This is a genomic window from Kitasatospora sp. NPDC088264 (assembly GCF_040685715.1).
Lineage (GTDB): Bacteria > Actinomycetota > Actinomycetes > Streptomycetales > Streptomycetaceae > Kitasatospora.
In genome coordinates, this window is the sequence record NZ_JBFBIR010000032.1 from 1 (window position 1) to 26902 (window position 26902).

Annotated in this window: 8 protein-coding genes; 1 reads left to right on the plus strand and 7 read right to left on the minus strand. The window is 69.3% G+C overall.

The window, feature by feature from the left end; genetic code table 11:
• Nucleotides 1–160: 160 nt before the first annotated feature.
• Nucleotides 161–3892, plus strand: a complete 3732-nt coding sequence (locus AB0O82_RS23560; protein ID WP_363585908.1) for a DUF3883 domain-containing protein — start codon at nt 161–163, stop codon at nt 3890–3892.
• Nucleotides 3893–4341: 449 nt separating this feature from the next.
• Here AB0O82_RS23560 and AB0O82_RS23565 read toward each other — a convergent pair whose 3' ends face one another.
• The 7 genes from AB0O82_RS23565 to AB0O82_RS23595 form a co-directional block, all read right to left on the minus strand.
• Nucleotides 4342–6498 (minus strand): DEAD/DEAH box helicase, encoded by a 2157-nt coding sequence (locus AB0O82_RS23565; RefSeq protein WP_363585909.1) that lies wholly within the window; start codon nt 6496–6498, stop codon nt 4342–4344.
• 2 nt (nt 6499–6500) lie between these two features.
• A complete protein-coding gene (gene brxD, locus AB0O82_RS23570) occupies nt 6501–7835 on the minus strand; it encodes a BREX system ATP-binding protein BrxD (RefSeq protein ID WP_363585910.1) in 1335 nt (444 codons plus the stop codon).
• Between the two features lie 37 nt (nt 7836–7872).
• Nucleotides 7873–10773, minus strand: a complete 2901-nt coding sequence (pglZ, locus tag AB0O82_RS23575) for a BREX-2 system phosphatase PglZ (RefSeq protein WP_363585911.1) — start codon at nt 10771–10773, stop codon at nt 7873–7875.
• On the minus strand, nt 10773–14759 hold the full coding sequence (locus AB0O82_RS23580) for a DUF6079 family protein (protein ID WP_363585912.1): 3987 nt from the start codon (nt 14757–14759) through the stop codon (nt 10773–10775). Before AB0O82_RS23580 ends, pglZ begins: the two co-directional genes overlap by 1 nt.
• Nucleotides 14760–14799: 40 nt before the next feature.
• Nucleotides 14800–18453 (minus strand): BREX-2 system adenine-specific DNA-methyltransferase PglX, encoded by a 3654-nt coding sequence (pglX, locus tag AB0O82_RS23585; protein ID WP_363585913.1) that lies wholly within the window; start codon nt 18451–18453, stop codon nt 14800–14802.
• Between the two features lie 70 nt (nt 18454–18523).
• Nucleotides 18524–23239 (minus strand): BREX system serine/threonine kinase PglW, encoded by a 4716-nt coding sequence (gene pglW, locus AB0O82_RS23590; RefSeq protein ID WP_363585914.1) that lies wholly within the window; start codon nt 23237–23239, stop codon nt 18524–18526.
• 275 nt (nt 23240–23514) lie between these two features.
• Complete coding sequence (locus AB0O82_RS23595; RefSeq protein ID WP_363585915.1) at nt 23515–26841, minus strand: hypothetical protein; 3327 nt, start codon at nt 26839–26841, stop codon at nt 23515–23517.
• Nucleotides 26842–26902 lie beyond the last annotated feature (61 nt).

A 26902-nucleotide genomic window follows, 5' to 3' on the forward strand; every position in this document is an offset into this window, starting at 1 on the left:
GCCACCAGGTTCGACAAGACCGCCGTGTCCTACCAAGCCGCCGCCACCCTCGCCTCACTCCTCATGTGGGCCTGACCTTTGACGACACTGCCTAGCCCCGCGGACGAACTCCGGTGACGTCGGCCACGACCGGTGGGCCGATTTCTACTACGACCTGTCGTTGTACTTCCCCGATGGCGGCCCGCTGCGCGGCAAGAAGGTCATCTTCTCGTCCACCGGCGACCTTGCCCCAGCCGGTGACGACTCCGTCTTCTTCCCGGACGCCGGGGACCCTCTGCTGCAGGGGGTCGAGTTGCCGGCCGGCTTGGGGAAGTACATCTCGTTCGTCCATGACGAGATCCCGTGGCTCGCCGGCAGGGGAAAGCGGGGCCAGCGGCGGGCGCACGGCCGCCGCTGGCTGGAGCAGCAGAAGCTCGTCCAGGAGTACGGACCTGGCACCCTGCTGACCGTTCTGGCGAAGGTGATGCAGCAGGACGGGCAGGACCAGCAGGAGCTGCGACATTGCCTGCTTCTGGCGTGCCGCCTGTGGAGCGGGCTGGCGGCTCGAAACAACGGCCGCGGGCCGACGATCGACGGCCTGCTGGTACCCACCCGAAGTGGCTGGTCCCCGACCTGGCAGGCGATGTTCGGTCCGGGCTGGGAGGGCAGGACATCGGGCATCGACGACACCCTCGCCCGCTTTCTGACCCGGACCCGCTCACTCGCCAGCGACCTCACCGCCGCCGACAACGCCCTTGTGCGGCCGGCAGCCGAACTGTGTGCCGGGAGCGAGGTCGAACCGACCCTGTTGAAGCGGTTCCTGGAGCAGCAGGGAGTCCGCCATGGCTTGCGGCCGAGCTATCTGCGCGCCACTGAGACCGTCAAGGGCGATCAGCTCAACTATCCAAGCCAGTTCGTCGGCTACTGGTCCCACACCCCGACCACTGAGGCGCGCCAACAGTGGCGCACGACGGCCGCACGCTGGCCGAACCGCCGCGAGGGCCGCTTCGCGACCGTGGCGTACAGGCCGACCAACAGCCTGGCGACTCTCCCGGGCCAGGGCGCCTACGCGGCCTTCGACGACGAGAGCCGCCGGCACTACGCCGAGCTGATCGTCCATGGCCTGGGCACCTGGCCGGACAGCGCGGTGGAGGTCAAATTCGTCGGGGGATCCGACAGGTCGGGTACCGCGTGGCCGACTCCGCTGGCCGCGTTCCTCTCCCAGGCGCCGTGGATTCCCCAGACTGCCGAGTACCAGGGCCAGAGTGGATTCGCGTCGGCGTCGACCGCATGGTGGTGGGCCGAGAGCGACCCGCCGCCTGCGTATCTCGCGGTGGTGTCGGCGGTGCTGAGGCAGTTGACCTCCGACAAGGTCCTCGACCGGCTTCGCCTGCTGCATGTCCGCCGCTGGGTTGAGCCGCAGACGGCGCTGGACCGGCTGCGCCACCTGCCCGCGCTGCTGTCCCGCTCGCCCCAGCTGCGGTATGGACCGCTCGCGGTCGCTCTGTGCCGGGCCTATGAGCAGGCGTGGTCGGATCTGCTACCGCCCTACCAGCAACGGGACACCCGGCAGGCGAGTGGTCTGGGCGGTGCGCTACCTCAGTTGCTCGTGTCCCGGGCCAACGTTCTGGAGGTGCTCCCTGCGGCGAAGGCGCCGAAGGACGCGGACACGGAGCCCGTCTACGTGCCGGACCCGCGCAGCGGCCAGCAGCGCAGACTGCTCGACCAGATCCCGGTGCCCGTGCTGGCGCTTGACGACCGGGCGCTGGGCAGCCGCGTCCACGACTACCTGTCCGCGCAGGACGGCTTCTCCGTGCGCAGGATCAGCGGAGCCACCGTGCAGGTCGTGGCGGACCGGGTGCCGGCCCCGCTGGCACCGAGTACTCCGCTGCTGGAGTTCACCGGTCAGTGGCTGCGCACCCTGGTCGCCGCGGTGGTCGAGTTCGATGAGGAGCGCTCCTCGCGGCCTGGCCCGGTCTCGATCGCCCACCTCAACCGGCGCTTGCGCTCCTGCGCCCTGGTGCTGGCCTCTGAGGCACTCACCCAGGTCGCCGGCCATGTGATCGATGATCCGGGAATCGACCGGTCGCTGCTACACGACGATCCCGAGCGGCCCTGCCTGGTGGTCGTCCGCGCCCTGCCGCAATCCGACTGGCCGGTGCTGCAGACGGCTGCGACAGCCATCGCCGAACTGGTCGGTGCGCCCTATCTGGCCACGCCACTGCAACTCGCCCTGATGAAGCTGGAGCGCCACCCGGCCGTTCAGCGCGTTGAGGAGGTGGGGGACGCCGAGATCGCGGCCGTGCTCGGCCGGTCCGTCCAGCAGATCGAGGCCGTGCTTGCCGACCGTGCCTCCACCCGCTCCGGCAGCGCCCGCCTCGTCCCCGTGCTCGCGTGCGAGGACCTCGCCCTGGCGGAGGAACTGCAACAACGCCAGGAGGGCTTCAACGACCGGGGCGAACTGCAGGCCTGGCTGACTGACCGTCTGGGCTCCGAGCGCGCAGAGCTTCTCCTCTCACTCCCGGACGAGGACTGGCAGCGTCGGCTCACTCTGCTCGGCGTCCCGCTGGAGCGTGCCAACCGTTCTTGGCAGGCGCTCGGACTGCCCGCCATCGACAACACCGCTGCCCATGCGCGTCAGTTCGAGGCCTGGTTGCAGCACAACCGGCCGCTTCTGGTCGACCGGGTGCGTGACGCATTCGTCGGTGCCTACCGGGCCCGGCAGGATCTCGGCACGTATGTGCGGCTTCGCGCTCTGCCCGAGCTTGGTCCCGACCCTGAGTGGCACCGGACGCTCTGGGACCTGCCTGCCGAGCTGCTCGCCGAGGAGGCGGACCGATGGCTGACCAGCCGCCTCCCGACATCGGCCGAGCAGGACGGGAAACGGGCCGACAAGCTGCGCCCAGTGGCAGAGGTCCGCGAAGTATGCGTCGACTTCGTCCACGCTCGGCTGCCCGGGCTTCGCTCTCTGATCGAGCGCTGGCTGGCCCAGCAGGAGACCGTCGGGACGACCACTTGTCCTGGCGCCACGGAGGTGGCGCGGGAGATGGATGCTGAAGGGAGTTTGGACTTCGAGCCGTTGAACAGCCGGGTGCTGATCGCTTGGTTGCAGTCACGCGGCTACTGGCCTGCCGGGATGCCGGCCTCGGCGCGTGCCGCCGATCTCGGACTGGACAGGCAACCGCAGGCGTCGCCAGGGCCGAACACCGGCCAGACGGGAGTTCAGGCGGCCCGACCCCCGATGCCCTTCCGAGGCCCGCTCCTGGAGCTCAACGGCGAGTCATTGCCCGTTGGCAGCGACGACCTGCGTGAACTGGCCCGGAGAGTGGCCTTGGACCTGACGCAGGAACAACTCGCCACCTCTGCAGCGCTGGCAGCCCCCCGGGCTCCTGCTGCCGCGCCGGTCTCCGTCATCCCACGCCAACGTGGCACATCTGGCGCGGCGGCGCGAGGGGAAGGCGGAAAACGTGAGGCCGCCGATCCCCACAAGCTCATCGCGATCGGACTGGCAGGCGAGGTAACCGTCGGCGCCTGGCTGCAAGAGAGGTTTGGGGTGCCACCCCAGGAGTCCTGGAAGTCGAGGATGCGACGGCATGTCTTCGCGGACGGGAACGGCGACGACTCTCTCGGCTACGACTTCCTGATTCGTGATGGCGACCGCATCCTGCTGTTCGAGGTCAAAGCATCCACCCAGTCGAGCGGTGAGATTCTCCTCGGTGAGTCCGAGGTCGAGCGAGCCAGTCATCTCGGGCCGAACGAGGAGTACATCATCGTCTACGTCTCCCACGTCATGGATCACGACCGTCGCCGCCTGACGCCGCTCCCCAACCCCTTCAGTGCACCCGGACTCGCCGGCTACCAGGTGGTGAGCACGTCCATGCGATTGCGCTTCTCCATACCGACAGCTGAGTGATGACTCTTCACGCGACCAGCAGTTCATGTATCAGCAAGTCCCGTCCTGTCCAAATCTGCTCCCGCCCGCAGAGTGGTACTCGTCTGAGTGTTCCGCCCAGACGTTTGATCATGTCTGTTGCTCTGGAGTGGTGATGTCGGTGCAGTTCATGAATGCCAAGGAGACGGCGAAGTATTTGAATATGTCCCTTTCGTGGATTTATAAGGAGGCTCCGCGGTTTGGTCTGACACCGTACAAGTTTGGTCGGGAGAGTAACGCAAAGATTCAGTTCAAGGTGTCCGAGGTCCAAGCCTGGCTTAAGCAGCAGAAGCAACCTGGGTGGTGACCAGGTGAGGCTGAACAGCCTTTGGCCCGGTTGTGGAGTTCGGACTGGCTGGCCTTGATCAACAGCAGGAAGTGCGCCTTCTCCTCCCCGATCAGGAAGCGCACGTGGGCAGGCTGGGTGTGCTTCAGCCGCCCCACTCGATGCGCACCGGTTCCCGGGCCGCGGCCAGGGCGCCGTCAAAGTCGGCTAGGCGCTCCGCGAGGGTGGCTGTGGCAAGGCGTTCGGGGAGCGCGGTGGAGAACTTCAGGCCGCGGACCGCGCGCGGGTCGACCGAGGGCAGGGTGAGGGAGTCGGGCAGTTCCGCGCGGGCCGCCTTCCAGTCGGCGGGGGACAGGTCCTGGCGGAGGCGTACGTGGGTGTCGGTGGGGCGTTGGACGGGGTCGGCGAGGTTGCCGAGGGAAGCAGTGAGGGTCGCGTTGGCCCGGTAGCCGGCCCAGGTCCACCAGCGTGCCGCGTCGGCGTCGCGCACCAGGAGACTGCCGGCGGGATGGACTTCGTGCGGCGCCCGTTCGGTACGCAGCGTCGCGAGGGCGGTCTCTGCACGGCGGGTGAGGCGGACACTGGGGTCTTCGCCGAGGAGCACGTCGCGCATCGCACGCGTGAGGGCGAAAGACAGGCCGCGGAACTCGCTGCCCTGCCATTTGGCCACGCCGCCGTCCTGGACCGGTTCGACGAAGACTCGCCGCCGTGCCCAGTCGGTGAAGGTGACTTGCCAGCTGCGTCCGGCGAGCAACAGTCGCCGTGGTCCCGGCCGTTCCTCGGTGAGTACGGAGGGGTCGGTGGTGCCGATCTCCGCGCGCCCGGCGAGCACGGTGAACTCGGGAGGGGCCGTGAAGGAAGCGGTGAGCTCCATGAAGTGCCGTCGCCCGAAGGCCTTCTCGGCCTCTGGCCCGATGAACAGCATCCCGCCGTCCCGGTCCAGGAAGCCCTGTGCGGCGAGGTGGTCGACGAGAGGCTGCGCGGAGGTGTCGAATGGTGCGAGGCCGTTCCACTGCTCGGCCCACATCTGGTCGCCGAGCTGGTGCTGCTGCAGGATCACCGCGAGGAGCTGCTGGGCGACCAGGTGGCGGGGCGAGGGTGGTGGGGTGATGGGCTCGACCCAGCCGCGCGACCACAGTGTGAGCAGGCCGGCAGCCTGGAGGAGGGTGTCCTCGCAGGTCGCCAGGAACAGGCAGTTGCGCGACGAGCCGGCCCGCCGCCCGGTCCGGCCGATGCGTTGCAGGAACGAGGCGACGGTGGACGGTGAGTCGATCTGGATGACACGGTCCAGGTCGCCGACGTCGATGCCGAGTTCTAGCGTCGAGGTGGACACGATCACGCAGTCGCGGGCCTCGGCGAAGGCTGCCTCGGACCGGGCGCGCTCCTGGGCCGACAGGGACGCGTGTGAGAGGAAGACCGTGACCTCGCGCTGCCGCAGCGCGGAGCCCAGCTCCTCCACCTGCTTGCGCGAGTCGCAGAACACGAGTCGCTTCTCGCCCTGGTGCAGCGCCTCGATCACCTTGGCGGCATTGGCGAGCGAGCCGACGTAGTCCAGCTCCACGTCGCCTGAGGGACGCACAGCTGGCTTGTCGGATGCGTTCGATACGGCGGATGCGGAAGGCAGGTCCGGTGCGACGACCCGCCCTGCCCGCCCCTTCGGCCGGGCCCCCTGCAGCCAGGTGAGCAGCGTGTCGGGGTTGCCGACCGTCGCGGAGAGGCCGATCCGCTGGATCCGCCTGCCGGTCAGGCGCTCCAGGCGCTCCAGTACGGCGAGCAGATGCCAGCCTCGGTCGTCGGCGGCGAAGGCGTGCACCTCGTCGATAACGACGGCTCGTACCTGACCGAGCATCAGCGCATGGTCCGTCTTGACGCTGATCAGCATGGCCTCGAGCGACTCGGGTGTGGTCAGCAGCACGTCAGGGGCATCGACCCGAATCCGGCGCCGTGCGGCCTCCGAGGTGTCGCCGTGCCAGAGCGCGGCGCGCCGTCCTAGCCACTGCGCATAGCCATCGACGCGGTGGACAAGATTGTTCAACAGGGCTTTCAGCGGGGCCAGATACAGCACCGACGTTCCCGTCCAGTGCTGTTGGGCCATGGCGGAGAGCACGGGGAAGACTGCCGCTTCCGTCTTGCCGCCCGCCGTCGGAGCGAGCAGTACCACATCCTCGCCGTCGAGGAGTGGCCCGACAGCAGCCTTCTGGAGAGGGCGCAGGTCGGGCCAGCCCAAGGTATTGACGATGTGGTGCACGATCACCGGATCGAGCCGCTCTACCGGGTCCGAACCCACCGCTTCTGAGCCCACAGCTACAGCTCCAGTTCGATCTCGTCCGCCGACCCGGTGAGGGCAGCCGCGTTGCGCTCCACGTCGGTCAGGTCACCGCCGCGGAGGGTAAGCCGGTAGTGGGCGCGCGGATCGAAGTCGGGGAACTGGTCGACACGGTCCAGGACATCGCCTACGAGCTTCTTCAGGAACACCCGCGGCGCCACCCCCACCTTTCCGCCCAGCGCCCCGCCGACCGCGCCCGCCAGGTCGGCGATGTACGTGTCGTCGGCGAGCTTGCCGATCCGCTCCGGGGAGTCGGCCCCCTGCGCGTACAGGTCGCGGATGGTGGCGCCGAGGATGGTGAGCGAGTCCGTCGTGAAGCCTGGCAGCCGGACCTGTACGGCACGGGGGTTGTCGAAGCGCGGGTCGGTGGTGAAGTCGGTGGCCAGGCGCTGTGCGAGCGGTGCGAGGCGCTGCACGCCCTGCTGGCCGTCGTAGAAGGCCGGGGTACCTGTGATGATCAGGTACAGGCCGGGGAAGCGGCCGGAGTGCACCTCGTCGATCAACTGCCGCAGCGCGTTGAGGGCTTTGTCGCGGGCGTCGGACCGTACCCGTTGCAGTGTCTCGACCTCGTCGAGGACCAGGACCAGGCCCGCGTGCCCGCTGTCGCGCAACACGGTGAGCAGTCCCTGCAGGAAACCGAACGCGCCGAAGTGGTCCAGGTCGCCGCGCACTCCTGCGGCGCGCCGGGCGGAGGCGGCGACGTGCGGCTGTCCGCCGAGCCAGGACAGGACGGCGGAGGCCGTCGCCTCGTCACCGGCCTGGAGCGCCTGCCGGTACCCGCGCAGCGCGGTGGCGAAGGCGGGCGCGTGCCGGGACACCTCGGCGAGCCGTGCGGTGAGCAACCGCTCGACGGCGGCGGGCAGTTCGTCCTCGCTCGCGCCGTCGTCCAGCGCGTCTTCCTCTAGCGCGTAGAACCATGCGTCGATGACCGGGCGCAGCGCACTGGGAGGGAAGCTCGCCGTGGTCAGCCGTTCGGTGAGCCGCCGGTACACCGTCTCCAACTTGTGCAGCGGTGTCTCCGTCTCGGAGATCTGCACTTCCGCGACGGCGAACTTGAGGCGCTTGGCGCGTTCGGCGAGCCATCGGGTGAAGAAGGTCTTGCCGGAGCCGTACTCACCGCGTACCGCCTTGAACACCGACCCGCCGGACGCCGCCGTCTGCAACTCCTCGTCCACGGCCTGCTCGAACCGGTCCAGACCGGTGGCGAGGAGGTCCAGGCCGCTGTCGGGGACAGCGCCGCGGCGCAGCGCGTCGAGGACGGCCCGCCGCCGCACCGCGCCCACAGTGCCGCCTGCCGCTCCAGGGTTGTTCACGTGCTTGTGTTGCCTTTCCAGTCGGGATGCAGGGGGCTCACAGCTCGAACTGGGTGCGCAGGAGCGTCTGATTGAGCCGCAGCGTGCGGTTGTCGGGGAGGATCTCCAGGATCGGTGCGCCGTCGTGATTGAGGAGCTGTGCGAGGGTCGCCGCGAAACCCGCCGCGCGTGCGGCGGGCTGCCCGGAGCGCTCGGCGAGCGCGGTCATCGACAGTGTGCCCGCTTCGATCAGCGCGGTCAGGGCGCGCGGCACGGCGTCGCCGCGCGGCCTGCGGGCGAGCATCTCGAGCTGCGCCTGGTAGAGTTCGCTCGCCGTCAGTCGTCGGACGAGGTCGGCAGCAGGTCCTGCGAACGGTGCGGGCTGCTCCGGCTGCGGTGCGGTCTGCGGTTCCGGCTGCGGCTCGGCGGCGGCGACCTGGTCGATGTCGAACAGGCCAAGGGTCGCTTCCGCCGGCTGCTGCGTACGCCGGCGGCTCGGCTTCTTCGCATGGTTCGCAGAAACGGACGGGGCCACGGGTGTAGCGGGTTCGCGGATCTCGGCCTCGGTGTCGAGATGCCACCATGCCGGTGCCGGATCGCTCACCTCCCGCCACGCCTTGGGCGGTTCGGCGCCGAACGGCAGCAGCGCGAGGACCGGGATGGTGACCTCGGCAAGGGTGACGCCGCCGTGGTAGCCGGCCTTGCGGGCGGTGTAGCGGCTGTCATGGTCGCGCAGGGCGACGATCGCCGCTTCGGGCTCGGGCCACACCACCCGCGGCCCGGACAGCTCGACCTCGCACTCGGCCACAGGACCGCCCGACGTACGGTGCCGCGCGGAGCCGATCACCCCACTGCCAGCCTCCACGCGCTCGCCGTGCCGGTCCACGACGTGCCCGTGGTCGGAGGTGATCAGTACGGTCATGCCGGACGCGCGCGCGGCGCGGAGCAGCGGGGCGAATCCGCCGACCTCGCCGACCGTCCAGGCGCCGTCGCCGAGCTTCTGTTCCTTGGCGAGCCGGTCGTCAACGGTGTTGAGGACGACCGCGACATGCCCGCGTTCATCTGCGAGGGCCGCGCTCAGGGCGTCCGAGAACGGTGAGCCTGTGTCCTCTGACCGCAGGTCGTCCTTGTGGAACACGGCGGCAGGTGCGTTCTTCCAGAAGCGGTGCTGGGGGAAGAGCCGCTTCTCGTCGCCCTGGTCGCCCTTCATCAGCGCGCCCGCGAACAGGCTGGTGCGGCTGACGGCAGTCAGCGTCGGCAGCGCCGCCGCCATCGCCCGCCGTACCGGGACAGACTCACGCGCGGTCCCTGCCAGGGGGTCGAACTCGGCCCAGCTGCGCCGCAGTTCCTCGCCGAGCTCCGCGGCGATCGCCGCGCTCATGCCGTCGACGACGAGCAGCAGGACGCGCCGCCCCACGGATGTCGACGTTATCGGCGCGACGACCTTCTCCAGGAACGTCTCCACCGTCAACAGTGACTTCGGCGGTGTGCCCTTTTCGGTCCACACGGCGAGCCGATCGGAGAACTCGCGGTCCAGGCGCCGGCGTTGGGTGCGTACCTCGCGGGCGACGGTATCGTACGCGGCCGCGAGGACAGCATCCTCGTCGCCGCCGGCTTCCAGGTGTTCCAGTGCCCGGTCGGCCCAGCCGAACTCGGCCATTTGCCGCTCTATGCCCGCCGCGACGGTGGGGATCTCCGCGGAGGGTGCGGAGGTGAGCCACCGCCGCAGCCGCGTCGCCATCCGCACCCGCTCGACACGGGCCAGAGCCTGCGTCTCCCCGGCGAGCGCATGCTCGGACAACTCACCCAGGACCTGGGCTAGTTGTGCGTGATCCTGGGTGGCCAGTGCCTGGCCGGCCGCCGTGAACCGGGCGTCGAGCCCGCCCTGAAGTACCAGGCTCGCCCCCGCCACCGACTCGGCGCCGAACTGCGCGGTGAGTTGTGCGGCCCGCGCAAGTACCGGGTCGGCGAGTCGGCGCTCGCCACGCTCGAGCAGGGAGCGCACATAATCCTCGCCGGTCCGGCCGAACACGGCGAGGAGTTCGTCCAGTTCCTCACCCTTGCTGGGCGTTCGCTCGCCGAAGAACCGCTCGGCGCGCCCGCGCGCCCGGAAAACCGTCTCGCCGCCGCTCCCGTGCGCCCACAGGGCGGCGCACACCACGGCGAACGCGAGAGAGTCCGCCCCGTTGCCCGCCTCGCATAGCGAGGCGATGCAACGCCCCGTCGAACCCGCCTGGTTGGGCTCGCCGAGGAACCGTCCGATGCCCTTCCGCTCGGCGGCGCGGGCCCCGGCGAGGCGTTGCGGACCGCCGGGCAGCAGCGTCCAGCGCAGCAGCTGTGCCGCGTCGATCCGCTCCCCGGCCGCGGACGGCTCCACCAGGCCTGCCTCGGCGGCCTCGTCAAGGCCGAGGATGCGCCGGGCGAGCAGCCCGAGCGCCTCATCGCGCGAGAGCACCCGCCGGCCCAACCCGGCCCGGTCGAGTCGCCCGGCCGAGCCGAGCAGGGCCTCGGCCGCCCACTTCTCGGCGCGCAGCCGCGCGTCGATGTCCTGAGTGCCGAACGCGGTCCGTACAACCTCCCAGTTGTCGACCTCGCGGATCCGCCGCCCGTACGTACGTGCCAGGAGCGCAGGGTCGAGCTCGGTGTCTTCACGGTCCGTCAGGACGATGAGGACAAGAGGGCCGGCAGCGCCTGTGTTGTCGTCGCCGCTCAGGTGGCGCAGGATCTGCTCGTGCACGCCGAGCACCGAAGGTACGGCCGTCACCCGGGCCCGCACCCCGTCCGGGGCGCGCAGTACGGCAGGCCCGTCCCACACCGGGGCTGCCCGCAGCAGAAGGACATGGCGTCCCCCGTCGTTCAGGGCGCTGCGGGAGGCGACGTACTGGGCGATCGTGGCCGCCGGAAGCCGCGGTGGTCCTGCGGCGGCGACGACAGTGTCGGATGTGACGGTCTCGGCCATCAGTCGACGACCTTCCAGAAGATCTCGACGGTGGCGTTCGGATCCAGCTCGGCCAACCCGGCGATCTCCGCGCGCAGCGAGGCGACGGCCTGCGCGGCGGTGGTACGGCCGCCGCCGGAGCGGCGCGCACCGGGCTTGCGCTGGGTGCCCGCGTCATCTCCGCCCGGCGCTTCCCCATAGCCGATCGGTGGGTGCGCGGAACCGCCGCTGAGGTCGATGTCGTCGGGCTTCGCGACGACTACCGGCTCCGGCCTGTCGGCCTGCTGCCTGGCCGCGCGCTCGCGCTGCACCAGAGCGATGACCTTGCTCCCAGCCGTGCTCAAAAGTGCGGGAAAGTCCGGGAATTCGACGGGGTCCCCCGCAGCGGCCTCCTGTAGGCGGGTGACGATCGTCAGGCCTTCGACCCCGTAGCCGTCCGCCAGCTTCAGTTCCTCCCAGCCCGTCCGGTGCAGCGCGTCCACCACCTTCCCGGCCGTCTTCAGTGACGTGCCGAAGCGCTGAGCCGTGAATCCGCCGAGGTCGAACCGCGCGAGCGCCTCCACGACACTCTTCGCCCCACCCGAAGCGGCAGCGGTCCCTGCCACCGTGCCGTCTCCGGCAATTGTCCGCACCAGGGCCGTGGCCCGCCGCGCGAGATCCAGGCGTGGTGAGGCGTCGTCCAATCCGAGCTGCGACCGGTGCCGCTCGAGGGCAGCCACCAGCCGGTCCGCATCGTCGACGACGCTGCGTGCCTGCTGCCGGATCAGTCCGGCGAACTGGTTGACGATCCGCCCGCGCCGCAACTGCGGCGGCTTCGCGCCGAACACCGCCTGGAAGCGACCCTGAGCCTCCAGCCAGTCCGCCTCGTCGGGCAGCGCCTGCTCGCGCAGTCCGTACGTGAGCCTGAGATCGGCAGGTGTGGCAGGAGCGGGGTCGATCAGCGATCCACCGAGTACCCATACCCGGTCGGTCATCTCCGCGTACGCCGCGGCCACCAGCTTCTGCAGCGCCTCCGGCAAGCCGCGCGGTGCGGGCTGGTTCATCCAGTCGCCGAGCGAGACGAGGGTCGGCTCGGTCACGCCGTCCGGGCGGGCGAGCCGCTGGAAGTGGTCGGGCCAAAACGAGGACTGCTTGTAGTACGCCTCCTGCTGGGTGCCCAGCTGCAGGCCACCCGCGATCCGCGCCATCAGCTTGCGGTCCTTGGCGGGGACCTCGGTCCGCCCGTCCGGGCTCTCCGCCGCCGCCCGCACATACCCGAAGACGGTCCGCAGGTCAGCCGCGGTCACCGCGAACCCGCGACTCTCCGGGTCGAGGTCGGGGTGGAGCGGGAACTGCTCGCCGAGGAGTTTGCCGGCGAGTTCTCGCGCGGCAACGTGCAGAGTGGCGCCGAACGGAAGCTTCAGTTTGTCTTCGGGCAGGTCGCTCCGGAGCGGCACGAGGTGCTGGTCGAAGTCGAGGGCGACCTTGCCCTCCTTCTTCTGCTCCAGCCCGTACGCCTGCTTCAGCACCTTGCCGAGTTCGTCGTTCAGGGTGTCGCGCTGCGAGGCGAACATGGTCTTGGCGCGGATCTTGTCGTCGGGCTTGAGACGGCGTGCGTACTCGTTGTCGAAGCGGTCATCGTCGGCGAGGAGCTTGTCGATAACGACGAGCAGCTCGAAGTCGTCGCGCGCGGCGCGGGTGAGGTGGCTGGGCAGCCAGGCCAGGGTGCGCACCTTGCCGCCGGTCTTGTCGCGCACCTTGCGCAGCCGTTGGACGTCGTCGACCGGCGTGAACTCGCCCTCGTCGTAAGGCAGGTCGATCACGAGCCGCCAAGCGTCGTCGCCAGCGGGACCGAGGTCGAGCTCGCTGAGGGAGTCGGGGTCGGCAACATTGCCGAACACCACCTCGGCGTGCCGCTGAGTTCCCTTCCACACGAAGTTGAGCAGGTCGTACCCGCCCAGTCCGTCTGGGCCCGGAGTGATGGCCAGGGCCTCCTTCAGGAGGGCCTCCATCTTGGCCTTGCGGGCGTGCTGGTTATTGTGGACCCGGGCGTTGGCGAGGACCGCCTCCAGGTCGATGCCAGTGAGTTCGAGCCGGACGGCGGGACTGCTCTTCGTACCGGTCCGCTTGATCTCCGGAATCGCGGCGGCCCACTCACCGACCTTCGTGTACAGGCGCGACTCTTCCGTGCCCGGGATCATCGTGATGATCGATCCGTAGTTGAGCGCGTCGAGCCGCTTCAGGGTCAGATCGGCGAGAGCCGGCACGGTCGGCGCGAGAGCGGACAACAGCACGGTGTGCATCAGCCGCAGGTCGCCGGTGAAGTCGCGGCAGCGGGACGCCAACTGGGGGTTGGTGACGGACTCCGGGGCGCGTCGGTAGGCGGCGACGGTGTCCTCGTCGAGGTTGTGCGTGCGCAGCAGGAACGGCCGGAGCTTCTCCTGGTACAGCCGGTCGGCCGCCTTGAAGTGCACCTCTTCCTCACCCGTGAACGCCTGGTCACCCCCGCCCACCAGTGCCGGGTACAGATCGCCGAGCGGGACGAGCTGCCCGAGCCGCCAGTCGTCGCGGTGGTCGGAGAGCAGCTGCCCCATAAGCTTCAGACCGGTACGGGACCGTTGCAGCGCACCCGAGATGTGCACGAGGGTGTCCATGAAGGCAGGAGAGAAGGGGTACGTCCGCCGGAACGACTCCTCGTCGGCGCCGGTCGTGGACTTGTCGTCCCCGAGCAATGTCTGCCACACATCGGGACCGAGCCGCTTCGCCGCGTCGAAGGCCGTGTCGATCTGAGCCTCGGCCTGGCGAGTGAGGGGCTTGAGGAGCCGCGCCTGGGCGATCTGGGGGAGGTTGCGGTCCTCCAGCGTGATCTTGTCGAAGCGGCCGATGCTCAGCTTCAACCCTTCCTGCACGGCCACCTCGGCCGCGCCCGACAGCTCCTCGCCCACGAGTTCGCGCAGGTCACGCTGGCGCGCGATGAACGACACGATCGGGATGGCACGCCGCTCGTCGGCGCCCTCCACCAGGTTCGTGATCTTGTCGGCCTCGCGGGACATCGCCTTCTGGTCGGAGATCAGACCGGCCAGCCACAGGATCAGCTCGTCCATGAAGAGGATCAGGCCGTCGTACCCGAGCGACTTGGCATGCTCGGCGATGATCCCGAGGCCCTTGTCGAGCGAGACGAACGCGTCCGCGTCCTCCGAGGAGTTGCGGGCGAAGGCCGGGAAGAGGGTCTGCGAGAGGTCCTGCACGAGCCGGGCGCGCAGCTCCTGCGGGGTGGTGGGATTCTTGAGATCGAGCTGCTTGGTGTTCTCGTGCTCCTCGGGCGCGGACATCGCGGTGTCGAGCAGCTCGGACGTCCACCGGAACAAGGAGTCTCCGGCGGGGACGAGATCGCCCCAGCCGTCGTCGTCGGCGGGCGCGCCGGCTGGTGGAGGCTCGGGTGACCCCGCCTGGGACAGCTGCTCGATGACCTTCGCGTCGCTGTTGAGCCGACGCTGCTGCGCGAAGTCCTCGAACAGACCGTCGGTGCGGTAGACCTGCGGCAGCGGAGCGGTGGGGTGCAGTTTGCGCACGTGGTCGACGTAGCGGCCGAGCACACGCTGTTCGAGGGACTTCGCCGACAGCATGTGGTATGGCACGAGCAGGAACTTGCGGCCGTCCTCGTCCAGCCACCCGTGCTTGGCGCGCACGGTGTCGAACTCGTCGCGAGAGCGGACAGCCTGATGCCCTGACAGCAGTGCGTACAGCACCGCCATGAAGTGCGACTTACCGGAACCGAACGAACCGTGCAGATAGACGGCCTTGGACGAGTGCCCGTCCAACGACGCCTTGATGTAGCCCAGTGCCTCCTCGAAGTTCCTCTTCAGCCGGTCCGTGACGACGTAGTCGCGCAGCGCCGCCTTCGCGCCCTCGGGGGTGACGGCCTCACTCAGCCGCAGCACGTAGTCGGACGTCGACACCGTTTCCTTGATGTCGATCAGCTCACGCAGCAGCGGCCGGTCCTCGGCGCGGGGCTTGCCCTTGCTCATGAATGCCATGGTGTAACTCTCTCGCCTCTCCGGTTCCGGCTCAGGTGTCCGACTTCACAGTCGCCTTACGCCCGCCGCGTGGGGCCGCGACGGGCTTCCAGCTCCTCAAGTCCTCGTCCGTGAGTCCGAGTTCGCCCTGCTTGAGATGCCTGAATCCGAGGATCTCGGCGGCGGGGGCGGCTCCGTAGTCCGGGTCGTACTCGCCGTACCACTGGTCGAGCCACGGCTGCAGTTCGAGCAGCCCGGCCAGGTACGGGACGAGGTCCGCGCCCTCGAGGCCGGCACCGGCGTCCTGGAGGTACGAGGCGAGCGCGAGCGCCTGCTCGAGCTGGTTCCAGCCCGCCCAGCCGTAGAGGGCGGGCTGCTGGACATTGGCTGACCCGTACGAGACGAACCGCTCCTTGGGCACGTCGAGCTTGCCTCGGGCCCGCCAGTAGGAAGGCTTGAGGAAGTCGGCGGAGGTGTACTTCGGCGGTACGGGCATGCGCTCGCGGACCTTGCGCTTGGCGGGCTCGTCGGGGGCCGCGTCTTCCTTGCGCTGGAGGTTCCAGACGTGCTCCCAGTCGGCGCGCTTCTTCAGCCCGGACGGCTTGTAGCGCAGAGCGGAGACGAACGGGACGTGCTCGTCGGCGAGTAGCTCGCGCACCGTCTTCGTGAAATCCTGGCGCGGCGCGTAGATCTCGGCGACGGACACGAACTCGGCGTCCGTACTGAGGTCTTCGGTGAGGCGGGCGAGCGAGACCAGGGTCGGGTTCCCCTCCTGGTCGAACCAGTGCCGGCGGTCCTCGACCCGGTCGAGCAGCCACGCCTTGAGCGCCTTGCCCTGCATGGCGTCCCAACCGTCGGTGGCCCAGCGGCGCTTGTACTCGGGGCGCTCGATCATGTTCAGGGCGCGGTTGGATTCGATGGCGTCGATGCGCTTCTGGACGAGAGCGCGGTAGGGGGCGGGCCAGTGCTCGGGAATGGCGGTGATGGGGGTAGACCCGTGCCGCTTGAACCACTCGTCGCTGGCCTCGCCGGCCGCGATGCGGCGAGCGAGCACGATCTCGAACGCGCGCTCACCGAGGGCGAGGGACGGGACGGCGGCGGTTGCGGGGTCGGTGTCGGCCTCGGGGAGGCGCAGCTCGTCGGCGTGCAGCTGGTAGAGACCGTACACCTGCCAGTCCAACTCCTCCTGGAGCGTGATCATGCGGGCGCGGGTTTCGTCGTAGCGGGCACGAGCCTCGCGCAGGGCGGCAGGGGTCGGTGTCTCGCGGGTGGTGAGGGCGGAAGGGGAGGCGGCGGACAGCTCCTGGGCGAGGGTGTCGAGGGCGGTGGCGAGGGGAGTGGGGTAGGTGGCGGGGAGGGGGAACTCCTGGAGCTTGGTGCCGGTGAACTCGTAGAAGCGCTCCCAGACCTGCGACTTGTAGCCCTCGTTGACACCCTGGCTGCCCTTATCGTGGCTCACCATCTTGAGCCAGAAGCCAGCCGTGGAGCTGTTGAGCATTCCAAGCAACGCCAGATGTTCCTCCTCCGTCGCATCCTTCCGCAGCTTGATCACGGGGGCGTGGCGGTTGAAGACGTTGCCGCCCCGGTCCAGGACGAAATGGTTGTGCGTTGCGACAAAGGCGAACATAAGTGAGAGCGGTGTCGCGTAAGCGGAGGACGTGAACTGCATGTAGTCCCACCAGTTGAGGCCTGCCGCGGCCATGTCTCCCTGGAAAGTACGGCGCTCCCTAAGTGGGGTGCGATATGCCCACAGCTCGTCTTGAAATTGCTGCACCTGGAAGCCCTTTGTGTACGGGAACCAGATTGTCTCGTCGGCTTCAGCGTGCCAATCTCGCACTACGTCACCAGTCAAGAACGGACGTAGTGCAGTCTTGTCTGCCTTAGTCTGGTAGCTCTCTCGTGCCGGCCGGACATAGGCGCTGTCAGCGCCAACTCGTACGGCACGTCCGATGCCGGGATCGATGGCCTGAACCATGGGGCCGACTGCTGTTGCGGTCAGCGACTCGATGAGTTCGCGTCCCCCATCAGCCAGAATCCAGGGCTGCTTACCGAAGTACCGTCCCCGGTCCAGGTCATCGACCGAGACCCACTGCCCCGCATACCCCGGCTGGTCGATCTGCTCCACGATCCCCCGCCAGACGAAACCCTCCTCCTCCTTCCCCTCCTTCGGTGCCGCAGGTTCCCCCTGCACACTCCGCACCGTGCGGATCGTCGCCTGCCGCCCTGAGCCGCTCCTCGGCCTGCCCACCAAGATCACTGTCGGCGTCCCGTGCCCCGGGATGTACGCCCCCGACGTGTCGATGACCTCCGTCAGTTCTACCTTGTGCGCGAAGAACTCCTCGATCAGCCGCGTCCCGAACTCCCGCTTCATGAACGAGTTCGCCGTGATCTGCCCGACCATGCCGTACCCGCGCCCGCTCTTCGGGTCGTCGCCCCGTACTGCGAGCTCGAAGAACCGCTGGGCGAAGGGCACCGACAGCGCATATGTCCCCGCGCAAGCGTCGTACAGCTTCCGGTATCGCTCGTTGAGTGTCTTGTCCTTGACCGTGATGTACGGCGGGTTCCCGACCACCACGTGATAGCGGCCCTGCTGCAGGATCTCCGGGTGCTCGAAGACGTCCTCCGTGCTCAGCGCGTAGTACGGGTCCTCAGCGTCTTCCCCCGAAGCGCCGGGGACCTCGAACAACCCCTCCTGCCGGAACTCCGTCGGCAGCAGCGAGTCGCCCACCGCGAGCCCCATCGGCCACTCGTACGCCGACGCTTCTGCGAAGGTCCGCATCTCGCCCGCCGCCATCGCCGCGAGCAGCAGCCGGAACCGGGCGATGGCGACCGCGAACGGGTTGAGGTCCACGCCGTGCACCGACTCCAGAGCCGCCCGCACTCGCTCGTACGGGCCAACCGCCGGCCGCTCGTCCGCCCAAAGCCGCACCAGCCGCCGGAACGCGCCGAGCACGAAGTGGCCCGACCCGCACGTGGGGTCGATCATCTTCAGGCCCTCGAACCCGAACTCCCGCACCGCCGGCTTCATCGTCCGGTCGAGGATGAACTCCTCGACGAACTCCGGGGTCTGCAGCAGTGCGTACGTCTTCCGGGCCGCCTCGCTCAGGTCCTGGTACAGGTCACCCAGGAACCGGGTGTCCCACCCCTTCGTTCCGTCGCCGCCCTCCTCCAGCGGGTCGGTGAAGTCGTGGATCAGCGTCCCGTCGCCGCCGTTCTCCCGTCGCCAGAACTCCAGCAGCGCGCCCGCGCCCTCGTGCGAGAGCGGGATCTGGAACAGCGGGTTGTGGCGTCGGTCGAACAGAAGCCGCCCCGCCGGACCCGCGCCCAGCTCCGCGAAAGCCGTCTCCAGCCAGCCGCGGTACGTCGGGTCGTCGTCCTTGTCGACGTACTCCTCGTACCGCGCCTGCGCGACGTCGCGACCCGCGACCGTCGGCGCGGTGATGTACGGCTCAGCGATCAGCTCGTTGTCCTCGCTGAAACGCACGAAGACCGTGCCGAGCACCCACGCGACGGCGACCTGTGTGACCCGCTCCCCGAGCCACGCGCTCCACGTGGCGGCTGTCCGGTCCGCCTTGCGCGCCTGGTCGTACTCCCTGCGCAGCCGTCCGCTCACCTCGGGCACGGCCTTGACCTGGGCGTCCAGGTCAATTTCGGCCGCCTTGACCTGCTGCTGAAGGTCGGCGAGGAGGCTCTTGCGCTCGATCAAGGATGGCTCCCGTTCGGGTGATGCATGCGGTAGGTGGTCGTGTGGGGCGTGGGGGCGTCAGTGATCATTGTCAGGCATCGGAACGCGCCGTCACCCACGCTTCCGGCACATGGATCCACTCGCCGCGCGCCGCCTGGTACGGCACGGCCTTCCCCGCGAGGCGTGGCGTGTCCGACGGGTCGGACTGGGCGACGAGCAGCCACAGCGGCCGCCTCCCCTCTCGCGCCAGCTCCGCAAGCCGGTCCAGGACGTCCAGCGCGTCGTAACGGGCCAGCACCGCCGCCTCCGTGAGCAACAGCGGCCCCTCGTTCGCCCCCGGTACCCGCTCAAGGCGGGCCGCCAGCTTCGGCTCCAACTGGTGCCACGCTCGCCCGGCGACCACACCGAGGTTCTGCCGACCGCGTGAACCGGGCGCGGCAGCGTCCGCTTCAAGGACCGTCTGCCAGGTCGGCTGGGGCCGCCCGTCGACCATCTCATGCAGCTCGTCGAGGAACAGCCCGGTCAGCGACACCGCCTCCGCCCCGTACGGCGCCTGCGTCAGGAGTCGTGCCGCGGTGTGCGCGCCGCGCGACGGCACGGTGAGTACCCGCAGTCCGTCCTTGCCCGCATCATGCGTCAGCCGCTGCTCGGCGGTGGCCGCGGCCCGTACTGCCTGGTCGGCGTCGTACCGGGCGGCGCCCTGCCGGCTCGCGGACGATGTGGCCCCTGACCGGGCGGCCCCTGTCCGCGAACTCCCGTACGTCGTCATCAGGCTGCCGCCGGCTCCAGCGCCCGCAGGCCGGTTGGGCAGCAGTCGCAGCACACGGTCGTAGCGGGTCTCCAGCTTCAGGTCGAAGCCGGCCTTGCGCAGCGACGTCACCAACTCTGCCCCCGTGGGGAGTTCGGCCGTGACGAGGGGGTCGGCGCCGAGTCCGGGGAAGCGGGTGTGGACCAGCTTGTGCACGTCCTCCACGCGCAGGCCCGGTTGCCGCTCCTCCTCCAGCTCCGGCTGGACGGCGACCATGCCAGCCTGGGTGATGCGCAGGGCGCGTACCAGATCCAGATCCCGCGGATAGATCTCCAGACGCGGCGTGAGCGCAGCCCGCGTGGAGGTGGCCACGGCGATCTCCGCGATCCGCTGCTCGTTCCAGCCGAGCACACCCGGCGGTGGTGCGACGGAGCCCAGCTCGGTCAGCACAGTCGCGGCGGTCGGCAAGGACTCCAGGGCAGCGAGCCGGTCCGCCTTCGCGCCGAGCTTCACGGCGTACTCCTGAAGCGCAGGCTTGGTCGGTGTGTCCGGGCTGTCCGTGCCCTCCCGTACGTCGATGACGAGCAGGCCGAGCACAGGCTCCGTGCCGCGCGGCGCCGGCGCGTGGAAGTAGTGCAGCAGCGGCGGCTGCGGATTCTTTTCGACGTCGTAGAACTGCTCCCGCTCCACCAGCGCCCGCAGCAGCGCCAGGGCGAGCCTCCGACGGCCGCGCCGGTCGGCGACCTCGGTGCCGCGGCGGGCGATGAGCGCGTCGGCGATCTCGACGACGGATGCCACCCGGCCGCGGTCGGCGAGGATCTCCACCACATGCTCGCGCAGGACCGCCAGCGCCGCGTCTTCGTGCCAGCGCTCCCGCGCCTTCTTCACGACCGGCGGGATTCGGCCCGTGGTGACATCAAGGGCCTTCGCCACGTCCGCCTGCCGCGCCCACACCGGACCCTCGGGGTACTGGCCCTGCTCGTTCGGCAGACCGAGTAGCAGTCGGATGCCCTTGCGGGTCGCCTCGTTGGAACCACCACGCCCTGTCGCAGGCTTGGGCACCAGCCGGGCCGCGAGCGCGTCCAGGCTGAGCCGGGCGAACGCCTCCGCGGCCGCTTCGCCTCCTACCGCCTCCGCGATACTCGCCTCAAGGTCGGTGAGTTCCTGCTCCGCCTCCCTGCGCGCCTCACTGCTGGTCGGCGCGACCGGCTGGCGCAGCCGCGCGTTCCACTCCTTCTGACGGCCCTGGATCTCCTCACGCGTACGCGAACCCATACCGGGCGCGGTGAGGAACTTGCGCGCCTTATAGGTGACGACATCGCCGACCGTGCTCAGGCCCATCGCATACAGTTGGGAGAGCGCAGCCGGGGTCAGGCCCGCCACCGACAGATGCGTGCTCAGCGTCGCCCGCGCGGCCTGCTCCTCACGGATCTGAAGCGCGGCCTCGCTCTCGTCACCTGGCGGAGTCTCATCCCCTGCCCCAACATCGGCACCCCGCTCCGCACTGGAACCGTGCCCGGTAGACGGCGCTGTCGCCTTCTGCGCCTCGATGAAGATCTGCTTCCAGGCCCGCTCCATCGGAACCAGATCCGGAAAGCGGTCCTTGACGTCCCGCGCGAGCGCCTTACGGAAGAACGCCACCAAGCCGTCGCGCACCGGCGTCTCGAACGCATCCGCCGCGATCTTCGGATACGGCCACTCCGTCGCGACCGTCTGCCGCGCGGTGACCGAGCCGTCGCCCCACTGCGGCAGCTCGCGCGCGGCCATCTCGTGCAGGGTCACGGCGAGCGCGTACCGCTCGGCGTGCGCGTCGTACACGCCGCGCTGGAGCGTGCCCAGGAACGGGTCGAGGTAGCCCTCAGTGCCTGCCTCGATCTCCTTCGCCGGATAGCCGGCCAGCGAGAAGTCGATCAGGACGAGCTGACGGGTGCCGTTCGGCCGGATGCGGATCGCAATGTTGTCCGGCTTCAGGTCACGGTGCCAGATGCCCTCGGCCTCCAAGTGCTCGACAGCACCGAAGAGATACTGCCCGTACGCCTCCAGCTGATCCATACCGAGGCGGCCGACCTCCCGCAGCTGCCGTGCGACGGTGTCCTCACGGCGCTGCGGCCGCTCCGAGCGCCCCGCCTCCTCGCGTGCGTCACCCACGTGCTCAAGGGCGAGGACCCGCCGGCCGCCGATCGTCAGCGGCTCGGGCATGGCAAGCCCGATGATCCGCGAGTCCTGGTGGATCCGGCCGAGAACCTCCGCCTCCCGCTCCAGGACCGGATGCTTGGCCTCGCTCAACGCCACCTTCAGCACGACCGGCGTCCGCGACCCGTTACGGCGCGGCTCGGCGTCCAGGTCACGCACGAGGAAGGCCCGCGCGGTCGACCCGGTGCCGAGCCGCCGCTCGACCTCCCACCGACCCGCGAGCACATCACCCGCGACACACTCCAGGGGATCGCCCTCCGGCTCGGGCTTTGGAGCAGGGCCGGGCTCGTCACCGTCACCCCCACCGGCAGCGTCGTCCGCATCTGTCCCAGTGGACGCCACCGCCGCGAACGACGACTCGACGAACTCCAGCATCTCCATGAAGTCGTCGAGCGCGGCAAGCCGACGAACCGGGTCGAATGCTGTCGCCGCTTCCACCAGGTCGTCGATGTCCGGGTCCAGGCCGTCGACCAGCACACTGGGCCGCAGCGTCTCACCGCTTTCCAGCCTGCGCAGCACCTCCGCCTGGCTCGCCCCCGGGGCCTTCCCCGTGACCAGCAGATAGGTGAGTACACCCAGGCCATACACGTCCAGACGTACCGGATCGGCCTTCGCTGCCGTCAGCTCCGGCGCGAGGTACGGGTCCGCCTGGTCGGCGATGTGCAGCGCGGACAGCGAGCTCGGCGACATCATCTGCGTCAGACGACGCCCGCGACCGGAAGCACCGCCACCAGAAGAACCAGTCCCGGACCTACCGGCCGCGATCTGCCAGTCCGCGATCTCCAGGCGGGGCCGTGCCCACTGCTCGGCCTCGCTGAGCTCATGCCCGCGCGCCCCACGGTTGCGCGGAATGACGTGCACGCAGTGGGCGGACAGGGCACGGTGGTAGATGCGGCGCGAATGCGCGGAGCGGACCGTCTCCGCGAGCTGCCGGACTAGCGCCAGACGGGCCTGCAGGTCGAGCTCCTGACCGTGGCTGACGAGGTAGTCGTCCAGGCGCATCGTGTGCGGGTGGTAGTCGAAGAGGATCGCTGGGCCGGCCGGGTGCCCGGACGGCAGGTAGTTCTTCACCGACACCGCGCCGGGGTGCCGGAACCGGTTCAGCACTGCGGCTTCACGCGCGGCGGCCTTCTCCACCGAGGCACGCTCGGCATTCGAGGCCCCGCGCTCGCTGAGGAACACCCTCACCCGGGCGATGTCGTGGAGCTGGGTGTGTTCACCCCTATAGTCGGCCCAAGTCTGGCCGGAGTCGAAGGAGGCCGAGTCCAGCAGGTATCCCCCTACCTCGTCCTGCCGCCGGATCGGCGCGATCCCCAGGCTCTGCAGTCCTTGCGCGACCTTCCGGGAAACCTCGGCGGTGACCGCGTAACGGGCGTCACCGGGCGGCGTGGCCAGCATCTCGGCCAACTGCCTGACCGTGAAAATGCCGTTCAGGTCGGCGGCCGGCAGCTGCAGACGGAGCCTGTCGTCGGTGAAGCAGACCGCTTCGCCGACCCAGATGCGCGGGCGTGGACCGACGCTCGACTGGATCAGGCCGGCCAGCTCCTTGGCCTTCTGGTTGGACAGGTGCAGCGGATTGGAGTGACGTCGGCTCGTACCGCCCGGGGTGGTCTGGATCCAATCGCGACCACCACCCGCGACCGAGCCGTGCCAGTCCTTCAACTCGATCAGGAAGACGCCGGCCGGGGCGACCATGAAGAGGTCGACCTCGCGGACATGGCCGCTGTTCGCGGTGAAGGTGAAGTTCGACCAAGCACGCCAGGGCTCCCCGTCCTGGTCCTGCAGGGCCCGCCGGATCGCCTCCAGTCCGCGCCGCTCATGCTCGAACTGCGACTCGGTGACAGTCGTCCACCGCTCGTCTTTCACACCACTCCCCGTCCTGGCCCTACGTCCCTGCGATTCTAGGCCGTACCACTGACGAGCAGCGGGCAAAGGAAGGCCTTGAGGGACAACCAGCGGGCAGGTTCGCCCGGCGCAAAGCCTGTGGCATCCCTGTGGAGCTCGGCCACGTGGAACGAGGTAGCCCTGCGGGGTTGCCGCAGGCACGGGTCATCGGTGCTGCGTTTCCCGGGGCTCGTCATGGCCGGCGGCGTCGTACATAATCGCCGCTCTCCCGAAGCCAGGGTCAGCGCTGATGGGGTTCAGCAGGAGATATCGCTCCATGTCCATGCCGCTGAGGGCCGGCCGTCCGCTTCCCGGCCGAAGGGGCGAAGGCGGCCGAGCTCCATGAGCCCGGCATTCTCGGCGCGCTGGATGAGTCTGCGGCCGGCATCGTGGGCACTGGCCATGAGCAATGCGTCGATCAGATCACGGGCGGCGGTGGCGTTCGTGCCGCTGAGATTCGCGTGGCGGTCGGGCTCACGGGCCAGCAGCGTTTCCACTGCTTGCTCGGCGCCCGCCTCATCCAGTTCCCGTAGCATGAAGGCAGCACCGAGCGGATCAGTGACGTCGATGTGAGCGGCGGGGTCGCGGGCCAGCAGCGCTGCGAATGCCTTGCCTGCTCCTGCTTCTCGGAGACCTTGAAGCAACTCTGCCACGCGAAAGCCGTCGCTGAAGTCAGTATGGGCGACGGCACGGTCAGCCAGGAGGGCGGCTGAGCCAGTGGCTCCCACCTCGCTGAGCACACTGACCAGGAGCGTGACCTGTGCTGGATCGGCCAGCCGTACCGCGGTGCCAGGATCGCGTGCTACCAGGACTGCAACCTCGTCTGTGGCCCCCGCCTCATGGAGGACTTCCAGTAGCCAGGAGACTGGACCTGGCTCGGAGAGCTCGGCATGGGCGACGACTCGGCGGGCCACCGTGCTTTTGACTGCCGTATCGCCCGTGACCCGCTCCAGTTCCTCCACTGTGGCTGCACAGGAACCCAGTTCGTGCCGGCTCTCGATCTCGGCGTAGGAGATGACGCGATCGCGAAGGGTGGTGACTTGGTCGAATGCGTCGGCATGCTCGAGTTCCACCAGCAGGATGCCGAACTCCGTGTAGTTGGGCCCGGGGAGGTCGACGTGACTGGCCGGGTCGCGGCCCAGCAGTACGGCGACCGCATCGTTGATGCCTACATCCCGCAGCGCCCTGAGTAGCTCTGCGACTTCGAGAGGGTCGGTGAGGGCGGCGCCGGCGGCGGCTGCATGAGCGATTCGCGTAATCAACGCGGCTTCCGCACCGGCCGATTGGAGCCTACGCAACGTCCACGGCACGGTATGCAGGTCGGTGAGGTCAGCGTGTGCGATCAGGTCGCGAGCCATCAACGCGGCCGCTGCCTCGACCGCGCCAGCCTCCTTCAACTGGCCCAGTAGGTCAGCGACGGCGTAGAGGTCGCTGATATCGATGCGCGCGGCCGGGTCGCGGGCCAGCAGGGTTGCCACCGCCTCGGTCGCCCCGACGGCACGAAGCTCCAGCAGGAGTACGGCAAGGGAATCGGGGCTGGTGAGGTCGGCGTGGGCGGCGGGGCCGCGGGCGAGCAGGAGCGTCACTGCGCGGTCCACTGCTCTCTCCAGCTCCGAAGGCGACGCCGGGATGGCACGCGGCTGCTGCGGCCTGGCAGATTTCCCCGCCCCTCGTAGCGTCACAAGCATTTCCAGCAGGGAAGCGACGGCCGCCGGCGAGGTGACGTCGCAGTGAGCGGCGGCGCGCGTCAGCAGGTCAGTGAGCCCCTCGAGCTCACCTGCCTCCCAGAGCGCATTGAAGAGATGGGGGAGTTCCTGGGGAGGATCGAGGTCGACGTTGGCGACGGCACGAGCCAGCAGTGCCGATCGCGTTCGATCGGCGTCAGGTCCTTGTAGCTGGCGGAGAAGCCAGGCGACGGCACCCGGATCGGTGCCGTCCGCACTGTCGGCGAGCCACTTGAGCGCCTGACGCCGAAGCTCCGGTGCGTCGTGGAGCCGACCGACCAGACGGACGGGCGCGTCAGGGTGGCCAGCACGGATCGCCTTGACGCCCAGTCGTACAGCCAGCCTGAAGAGGCCTCTGGTCCATGCGGCCTCGACGAGGCGACTGAGATCCTCACCGTCGACGGCATGCGCGGCCATGGCATCCCAGAGGGGTGCACCGCCGAGTTGGTCGGCGCGGTGGATCCGGATGTGCTGGTCGAGATAGTCGGTCGGTTCGTAGTCGGCGGCAGTGCCGGAGCGAGCACGTACGGCCGCCAGCGGCGTGAGTGTGCGTCGATCGGTGCGTGTGTCGTTTCGTCGTACCCCCGTGGTGAGGGCTGTGAGAGCGACCTCGGCCCAGTCCAGGTCCGCGCTGCGGTGGTGGGCGGCGAGCGCACCGTCGGCGGCTTCGGCGAGGAGAGCGAGGGGGAGCGGTGCGTGGTGACCGAGACGCCGAGCATCCAGCGCAGCTGTCAGCAGTGCGTGTTCGATGGGTGAGTAGAATCCGCCGGGGCCTTCGAGGTAGGCCGCGAGCAGTTCCGGGCCGCCGCTCAGGTGCTGCACCACATGTCCGTCGCTGCCCCCGGCCTCCAGAGCCTTGAACAGTCGGGGGTCATGGTGCCGTTGTGCAAGGGCGTGCCAAGCATCCCGGTCATCGTCCAAGAGCCCACTCGCCACCGTGATCCTGCGGGTGCGCGGCCCGCGGAGGAGCGCCCGAGCCTGGCCGTGCGGGTCTCCCACTACCCCTTCTCTGGTGAGGTCGCCCCAGTAGGGTTCTGGCCACAGGGTCCCCACGGCCACCACACCAGGTTGGTGTTCCAGCTGGACGCGCAGTGCCGCGGCGGCCTGCTCACCCACGGCGACGTCCAGGAATCGCTGACTCTCGTTCAGCCACAGCACCGTCCCACCGGTGATGCGGTTGGTTTCCAATAGATCCAGCAAGGCCCCCGCGTTGACAGGACGGAGCAGTGGTCGGGTAGGTGCGAGATTCAGGAGGGCTTCGAAAAGTGCGCGGGTCTTGCCGGTGGAGGAGCCGCCGGTCAGCATCGCCAGCATCGACGTGCCTCCGGCCAGTGCCGGGCCGATCGCCTCCCGCAGTTCGGCGTCGTGTCGGCGGGCCAGGTAGGGCGTGAGCCACGGGAGCGGAGCGTTCTCCGGAGTCGGCAGGACCGCTGGGTGTACCTCCAGCACGGCCGGACCTATGTCCTGAAGACACTCCTCGGAGCCCTGGCTCGAAGGGGCAGCGGCGAGCACCGGCTGGGTGCCGCGCTCCTTCGTCAGTTCCGCTCGCGCCAGCACCAGCTGGTCGCGGAGCCAGCGCTGATCCAGCTTCTCACCGGCCCAATGCGCCCACACCGCTGCCATCGCCAGCAGCGGGTCGTCACTGGCAGCCTGGGGCACCTTGAACTTGGCCCGCTCGTCAGGAGCCCACTCGCTGGCGCGCTTGCCCGTGAAGTGTTCCGCTCCCGGAAGACCGCTTGTGCGTACCTCCCGTTCGAGAACGGCCTGGCTGGCCGACGCGCCCACCGCCCGCCTCGCGGCGGCAGCACGCTCTCGCAGGCCGCGAAGACGCGCGTGCAACTCGTCCTGCTGCACCCCCACCCGCGCCCGTCCTTCCGTTCTTGTCCCGCGCCGTCCGGCAGTGCCCGTCCTAGCCAGTTGC

Bases quoted from the DNA above. Each gene is read 5' to 3' on its own strand.
- pglZ (WP_363585911.1), bottom strand. From the start codon at position 10,773: ATGGCCGAGACCGTCACATCCGACACTGTCGTCGCCGCCGCAGGACCA.
- AB0O82_RS23580 (WP_363585912.1), bottom strand. From the start codon at position 14,759: ATGAGCAAGGGCAAGCCCCGCGCCGAGGACCGGCCGCTGCTGCGTGAG.